This window comes from Streptomyces sp. SID14478 (assembly GCF_010548525.1).
Classification (GTDB): Bacteria; Actinomycetota; Actinomycetes; order Streptomycetales; family Streptomycetaceae; genus Streptomyces.
The window spans coordinates 1-7,105 of sequence record NZ_JAAGMG010000110.1 but is presented as its reverse complement, the minus strand read 5'-3'; the positions used below and the strand labels follow the sequence as shown (position 1 = coordinate 7,105).

Sequence of the window (7,105 nt, the reverse complement as noted above, 5' to 3'; positions counted from 1 at the left end):
GTGTGCAGGCTGTCGTGCGCCGGGCTCGCGGCCCAGGAGGCCGCCAGCAACGCGCGTACGTCCTCGTGCCGTTCGGCGCTCGGCGCGACGGGCGCGGGGCCGTCCGGCAGGGCGAGAAGGACCGCGGCGCCCTGGGCGCCGGCCAGTTCCACGCAGGCGTCGGTCAGACGGCGCAGGTGCCGGTCGGGTGCGAAGTCGTCGGCCAGTGTGTCCGCGCACTCCACCACGGCGGCGGCCAGCCGTAGTTCCAGGGTCCCGTCAGCCATGCCCTCGCCCCATTCGCCTCTCGGGCAAGACGTGTCCTGTTCGCGTGCCTACCCTGCCACGGCGTGCTGTAACAGGTCTTTGACAAGCACCGTCCGGCCGCGTGACCCGCGCGGCACGTATGTCACGATTGAGGACCAGGCAGTGCACCCAAGGGGGAGTGGATGTACCGGAAACTGAGCGCGCCGGCGGCCGTTGTGGGGGCGGCGCTGCTCCTGGCCGCCTGTTCCTCGGGAGGCGGCGGCAAGGACAACTCCTCGAGCGCGCCCGTGAAGCAGCAGCCCAAGAGCGCCGACCCGTTCTGGGTCAACCCCGACAGCAAGGCCGCGCAGGCGGTCAAGGACCTGGAGAAGGACGGCAAGGGGGACCAGGCCGACGCGGTCCGCAAGATCGCCGAACAGCCCAGCGGCGAGTGGATCCTGCCGGAGAACGCGCAGAGCCAGGCGCGCGGCTACACGGAGGCCGCCGAGAAGGCGGACCGTGACGCGCTGCTCGTCCTCTACAACATCCCGCACCGCGACTGCGGCCAGTACTCGGGCGGCGGCGCCGCCGACGGCAACGCGTACCGGGAGTGGATCGACCAGGTCGCGGCCGGCATCGGGGACCGTCCCGCGACGGTCATCCTGGAGCCGGACGCGGTCCAGCACATGGTGGACAACTGCACGCCCGGGCAGTTCCACGAGGAGCGCTACGACCTGCTCAACGGCGCCGTCGGCAAGCTCAAGTCCCTGAAGAACACGACGGTCTACCTGGACGCGGGCAACGCGGGCTGGGGCAAGCCGGACCAGATCTTCCAGCCGCTGCAGCGGTCCGGCATCGCCCAGGCCGACGGCTTCTCGGTGAACGTGTCGAACTTCTACACCACCGAGGACTCGGTGAAGTACGGCAAGGAGCTGTCGGCGAAGGTCGGCAACAAGCCCTTCGTCATTGACACCAGCCGGAACGGGAACGGGCCGTACACCGGCGGCAACAAGGACGAGAACTGGTGCAACCCGCCGGGCCGGGCGCTGGGCGAGGCCCCGACCACCAAGACGGGCGACGGCCAGGTGAAGGCGTACCTGTGGGTCAAGCGCCCCGGTGAGTCCGACGGCACCTGCAAGGGCGGCCCGAAGGCCGGGGAGTGGTGGAACGAGTACGCGGAGAAGCTCGCCGGGTCCGACAACTAGGCCGGGGCGACGAACAGTTCAGGGGCGCGGGAGGCAACTCCCGCGCCCCTGAGGCGTCTTACCGCGGCCCGGCCGCTACGGCACGTGGACCCACTGGGCCTTGCTCGGAGTGCCCTGGTCGTCCGTCACGAACAGCATGTACCAGCCCGACTCGACGAGCGCCCGGTCCTTCGGCACGGTCACCGTGACGGAGTCGGATGTCTTCTTCAGGTCGAGGGCGATCGACGTCTGGTCGACGTCCGTGACGTGCGTGGACGCGCTCGGGCGGATCAGCCGCGCCGTCTTGATGGACGAGGCGTGCGCCGTCTTGTACGTCGCCGACGCGCCCCGCGCGACCGTCTTCTCGCCGCCCTCCAGCGTCGGGCGCGAGTCCCGGTACAGGTACGGCGGGGTGTACATCTCCAGGCGCTGCTCGAACACGCCGGGCTTGGTGTCCGCCTTGTCCGCGTAGAGCGAGTCGGAGCCGAAGAACAGCACCCGGCCGTCGGGCAGGAGCAGCGAACCGGAGTGGTAGTTGCGGCCCACCTCGGGGTCGGCGACCTTCTTGAAGGTGTTCTTCTTCGTGTCGTAGATCCGCGCCTGGTGGATGTTCGAGTCGCCGCGTCCGCGGTAGTCCTCGCTGCCGCCCGAGACGAGGACGGAGTCGTCGGGCAGGACCGAGGCCTGCGGGTAGCGCGTGCCCTTCTCCAGCGTGGGCCCGTCCACGAACTTCGGATCGGCGTCCTTCAGGTCGACGATCCGCGTCTTGTTGCTGGACAGCTTGGACTCGCCCACGCCGCCGCCGCCGATCACCATGTACTTCTGGTTCTGCGCGGGCGGCAGCTCGACCGTGTTGGCCGTCTCCATCATGTTCGGGTCCGAGAGCCCGGGTATCTTCTGGAACTTGTTGGTCTTCAGGTCCCAGATGCCGGGCTTGCGGCCGACGTTGTCCGGGCCGTAGCCCGCGTTGGCACCCGAGTAGAAGATCTTGCCGTTCTCCATCTGGAACAGCGCCGGGTACGTCGGGAACTGGCGCTGCTTGGCCAGGTACGTCCACTTCTTCGTCTTCGGGTCGTACACCTCGTTCTTGCCGGGCACCAGCTGCCCGATCTCGTCGAGGCCGGAGACGGAGAGCACCTTGCCGTCGGAGAGCGTGGTCAGCGTGGGGTACCAGCGCGCCTCGTTCATCGGGTCGACCTTGATGTACTTCTCGGCGACCGGGTCGAACTCGTAGGAGTCCCTGATCCCCTGGAAGTCCTTCTTGTCCAGGGCGAGCTTCTGCGCGATGCCGTACGTGTTGCGCGCGTCCGCGCCGGTCAGGCCCTGCACCCGGTAGTTGTCCTGGGTGCCGGTCTCGTACTTGGTGCCGGACCTCTGTGCCTCGACGTAGACGCGGCCGAGGCCCGGGTCGTTGCGCTGGAAGGCGCCGGTCGCCGGGTCGAAGACCTTCTTGGCGCGCGGTACGACGATGTTGTCCTTGGCGACGAACGTCTTGCCGTTCTCCTTGCCGGTGAACTTCGTGCCGGCCTTGATGGTGCGGGGCGCGTCCGGGTCCTCGTTGTGCACGATCATCAGGCCGCCGGCCTTGGTGACGTCGCCCTTGAGCTTCTCGTAGCGCTTGGTGCCGCCCGCGATCAGCAGGTTCCCGTTCGCCAGCTGGGTGTGGCCCGTGCAGAACAGGTCGACCGGCGTCGGGATCTTCTTGATGGTCTTCTTCACCGGGTCGTAGATCCGGGTGTCGAACTTCTTCGCGTCGAAGTTCTTCTGGTTGTTGCCCGACCCGGCGACCAGCAGGATCTTGCCGGTGTGGAGCAGCGCCGCGTGGATCGTGTTGAGCCGCATGTCCTGGGGGAAGTCGATGACGTCCCAGTGCCCGTTGTCGGCCTTGTACTCGGGTCTGTTGATCTTGTAGTCGTGGTACTTGGCCGACCCGAAGCGATACAGCCAGGGTCCGTTCATCCCGGCCAGCGCCAGTACCACCACCGTGCCGATGGCTATGCGTCGGGCACGGCGGCGGCTCGCACCGTCTTTCATTTGTTACGTCCCCCAAGGGAAATCTGCATGGTCTGGTCGTTGCCCCCGTCGCCCGCGGCCCAGGTGGGCTTCTGCTGCGGCACGTGCGGTTGCGCGACCGGCTGCGGCGGCCCCTGCTGCGGGGGCGCCTCGGCGGCGGGCGGCTTCGGCTTCTTCTTGTCCTGGCGCAGCATGTAGCGCCAGGCGAACATCGGCAGTGCCGTGATCAGCAGGGCGAAGCAGGCCCAGGTGATCATCGCGGGGTGCGAGTGGCCGTACACGAAACCGGCGGCGATCGACCCGGCGAAGATCAGGATGAAGTACCAGTGGTACCGGAACGTGCCGAACCAGCGGTCGGGGCTGGCCGAATCGCCCTTCGGGGTCACCACGAACTTGCTCTTGCGGCGCAGCAGGGAGTCGATCAGCGCCTTCGCGTACAGCGGCGCCGAGAGCGCGGACATCACCATGCCCGCGACACCGCCGGAGCCCTCGGGCTCGTGCGGCGAGACGTTGTGCCGGCGGTTCCAGATGTAGAGGCCGATCTGCAGCGCCGACGCGTTGCCGTACAGCATCAGCCAGATCGTCGGGTCGATGTTCACGCCGGAGGCGCCCAGACCGAGGAACAGCGCACAACTCAGCGCCGCCAGGATCCAGTTCATGGCGGCCATCGGGTAGAAGATGATCATCATCGTGTAGTTGAAGAGCTTGCTCGGCGGGAGCGTGAAGAAGCCCTTCCAGTACTGCTTGAGGATCGTCTCGTACGTCCCGCGCGACCAGCGCATCTGCTGCGTGAAGAAGTCCGTCCAGGCGCTCGGGCCCTCACCGACGGCCAGCACGTCCGGGGTGTACACGGAGCGCCACTTCTTGCCGGTGGCCGGGTTCTTCGCGCGGTGGATCTCGAAACCGGTCGCCATGTCCTCCGTGATGGAGTCGTACAGGCCGCCGATCTGCTGAAGTGCCTTGATCCGCACGGCGTTCGAGGTGCCGACGAACATGGGCGAGCCGTAGCGGTTGCCGGCGCGCTGGATCAGGGCGTGGAAGAGGAACTGCTGCGACTCGGCGGCCTTGGTGACGAAGTTGTCGTAGTTGCCGTAGACCTGCGGGCCGATCACGAAGCCCACGTTCTCGTCGCGGAAGAAGCCGAGCATCCGCTCCAGGTAGTTGGGCAGCGGCACGTGGTCGGTGTCGACCGAGGCGAAGTAGTCGTAGTCGTTGCCGTGCGCGTCCAGCCAGGCGTTGTAGTTGCCGTGCTTGGTCTTGGCGCGGTGCGGGCCCTTCGCCTGGTTCCACTTCGCGACGCCCTTGCGGGAGAAGTGGTGCACGCCGAGCCGCTCGCAGACGGCCTTCACCTCGGCGTCGTCGCCCTCGTCGAGCAGCCAGACGTGCAGGAGCCCCCGGTGGCGCAGCTTGACCGCCGCCTCCAGGGTCTTCGTCACCATCTCGATCGGCTCCTTGCCGGGCACGAACGAGGTCAGGAACGCGACTCTCGTGCCGGTCTCGGGCACCACCGGGATCGGGTCGCGGGCGACCAGCGTGGCATGCGCGTTCGACAGCACGTTCATGCAGCGGAAGAACTCGATGAGTCCGATCGAGACCAGCATGACGATGTCGAGCGTGGGCAGGAAGTCGTACTCCACGTAGTCGCGTTCGGTCCAGTGCTCGGGCTGCAGCAGCCAGAACAGCAGGACGAGCGAGAGCAGTGGGGCGGCCCCCAGCATCAGCGCGGCCCGCACCCGGTGGGTCTCCTGCGAGAGCAGGGAGCGGTACTGCACCGTGTACGGCTTGCTCGGGTCGGGCTGCGTGAGGGGTCCCGCGAGCCGGCTGTAGTGCTCGTAGTCGTACCGCGGCAGCGATTTCTTGATGCGCCGGAAGCCGCCGGTGCGGTGCGGTGGCACCCGCAGCTGGGTCGTCTCGGACGGGTCGAAGTTTTGCCGGGCGCCCGTCGGCGTCGACGTCATGAGTCATCCCCCCGCACGCGAGTCACCGCGTGGTCGTCGGTCCTCGTCAGGGGCCGGTCCCCCTCGACCTGTCCCTGACGTATCAGTGGCAGGCCACCGTTCCACCTTCTCTAAGACTGGAACGACGACCTTCCGGTTGCATGATGCCCCCCTCGACATCGCTTCATGAACGGGGCCCCCATTCCCCGTGCCTTCGGCAACCGGAACGTGCCGTGACTCCCCGCCGTGCGGCCTCGGTGCGGCGTCCGTGCCGGCCGCAACTGGCGTGCACCGCAAGCCTCATTGGAGCCAATGGCTCCAGGACAGGGTGCTGCGCCCCGCATCATGATCGCAAGGGCGATACGCAGTGAAACACGGTATTTACCGGCCTTGCTGGGGGGTTGCTGCCAGTCGGCGCCGAATGTTCCCGAAGTGATCGCGTATCGCCCGCTCTGCCTGGAGCACGTCCCCGGAGCGCACCGCCTCCAGGATGTCCCGGTGCTGACGGCACGTCACGTCCGGGTCCTGCGGTACGTCCACGAGGTCGGTCCGCACCCGGTGGAACGCCTCCCAGAAGGCTTCCATCACCTCGACGAGCAGGGGGTTGCCCAGGCCCCGGTAGAGCGTGGCGTGAAAGGCACGGTCGGTGGCCGCCGAGACCGCCCCGTCCGGGGACGCGGCCTCCTTCTCCATCTGACTGACCAGGGCGTCGAGTTCGGCCAGGTCCGCCTCGGGCACCCGGCCCGCGCGGCGCGCCACCAGCCCGGTCTCCACGGCCTCACGCAGCTCCAACAGCTGCAGCAGGCTGTCCTCCCCCCGGTAGTGCCCGGCGACGGTGCGAAAGGCGAGCCCTTCGATCATCGGGGCCATCGACATCGCCCCGACGTACGTCCCGAACCCGTGCCGGATCTCGACGATGCCCATCGCCTGGAGCGCCTTGAGCGCTTCCCGGACGGAGTTGCGGCTGACGCCGAGCAGTTCCATCAGCTCGGGCTCCGTGGGCAACGAGGCCCCCGGCGGAAGCCGCCGGTCGACGATCAGCTTCTTGATCTGTTCCTGGAGGTCGCGGGGCATACGCTCACCGTATCCGCCCGGTACCCGCCTGAAGCCACGCCAAGGGTCCTCGTTCTGGCCGAGGGCCTTGCTCGTCTGTACGCCGCCGGGCACCCCAGCCCGGTCCCCGCGTCCACGAGGGGCTCCCGCGCCGGTCGGGGGCGTGGGTGGCGAAGCCCCCACACCGCGCGGTGGAGCCGCGCAAAAACAACGGTGGCGGGACGGTTCGCGTATTCCGCGAACACATCCCGCCACCGACAACGTGCGCCGCCAGGGACTCGAACCCCGGACCCGCTGATTAAGAGTCAGCTGCTCTAACCAACTGAGCTAGCGGCGCCTGCTGACCTGGAGAACTTTACCGGAGTCCTCGGGGTGCTCCTGACCACTCGACGCGCCGAGGAAGGGGTCGATTTATGTAGATTTCCATCATTCGGACCGTCAACATGCGATTTGGGTAGACAGTTGAGACGCTTCCTGCGTGCGAACACGAGGCTCATTAGTCAAAAAGCCGGCACCGGAGTGTGAGGGGAATCGCATGGAGGGCATGGAGGCTCCCAGCTTCGAGGAGAGCGCCCCGGCGGCGGACTGCGGCTGCGCGGGCTGCGTCCAGTGGCGCCGCACCGTCCCCCACCCGGTGCGCACCAAGGTCGGCGCCCGGCACGCGCTGGTCGCCGCCGCCGCCGCGGGCACGGT

General features: G+C 67.9%; 4 protein-coding genes, 1 tRNA gene and 1 pseudogene. 1 reads left to right on the top strand and 5 read right to left on the bottom strand.

Going from position 1 to position 7,105, the window contains the following annotated elements; genetic code table 11:
- A pseudogene (locus G3I40_RS04555) lies at window positions 1-266 on the bottom strand (response regulator receiver protein); the annotation flags it as partial.
- A 162-nt stretch (window positions 267-428) separates the two neighbouring features.
- On the opposite strand from G3I40_RS04555, the gene G3I40_RS04550 reads away from it, so the two are divergent.
- Entirely contained in the window at window positions 429-1,430 is a 1,002-nt protein-coding gene (locus G3I40_RS04550; protein ID WP_164300855.1) for a glycoside hydrolase family 6 protein, read from the top strand.
- A gap of 75 nt (window positions 1,431-1,505) precedes the next feature.
- Here G3I40_RS04550 and G3I40_RS04545 read toward each other — a convergent pair whose 3' ends face one another.
- The 4 genes from G3I40_RS04545 to G3I40_RS04530 form a co-directional block, all read right to left on the bottom strand.
- Complete coding sequence (locus tag G3I40_RS04545) at window positions 1,506-3,443, bottom strand: kelch motif-containing protein (RefSeq protein WP_164300854.1); 1,938 nt, start codon at window positions 3,441-3,443, stop codon at window positions 1,506-1,508.
- Complete coding sequence (locus G3I40_RS04540) at window positions 3,440-5,380, bottom strand: cellulose synthase catalytic subunit (protein WP_164300853.1); 1,941 nt, start codon at window positions 5,378-5,380, stop codon at window positions 3,440-3,442. The genes G3I40_RS04545 and G3I40_RS04540 overlap by 4 nt, the downstream gene beginning before the upstream one ends.
- A 360-nt stretch (window positions 5,381-5,740) precedes the next feature.
- Window positions 5,741-6,433, bottom strand: coding sequence for a FadR/GntR family transcriptional regulator (locus G3I40_RS04535; protein ID WP_164300852.1), 693 nt, complete (start codon window positions 6,431-6,433; stop codon window positions 5,741-5,743).
- Between the two features lie 242 nt (window positions 6,434-6,675).
- Window positions 6,676-6,749: transfer RNA gene (locus tag G3I40_RS04530), tRNA-Lys, on the bottom strand.
- Window positions 6,750-7,105 lie beyond the last annotated feature (356 nt).

What these genes read in the sequence shown, in the direction of transcription:
- G3I40_RS04540 (WP_164300853.1), bottom strand. Translation starts at nt 5,380, where the DNA reads ATGACGTCGACGCCGACGGGCGCCCGGCAAAACTTCGACCCGTCCGAG.
- G3I40_RS04550 (WP_164300855.1), top strand. Translation starts at nt 429, where the DNA reads ATGTACCGGAAACTGAGCGCGCCGGCGGCCGTTGTGGGGGCGGCGCTG.
- G3I40_RS04545 (WP_164300854.1), bottom strand. Translation starts at nt 3,443, where the DNA reads ATGAAAGACGGTGCGAGCCGCCGCCGTGCCCGACGCATAGCCATCGGC.
- G3I40_RS04535 (WP_164300852.1), bottom strand. Translation starts at nt 6,433, where the DNA reads ATGCCCCGCGACCTCCAGGAACAGATCAAGAAGCTGATCGTCGACCGG.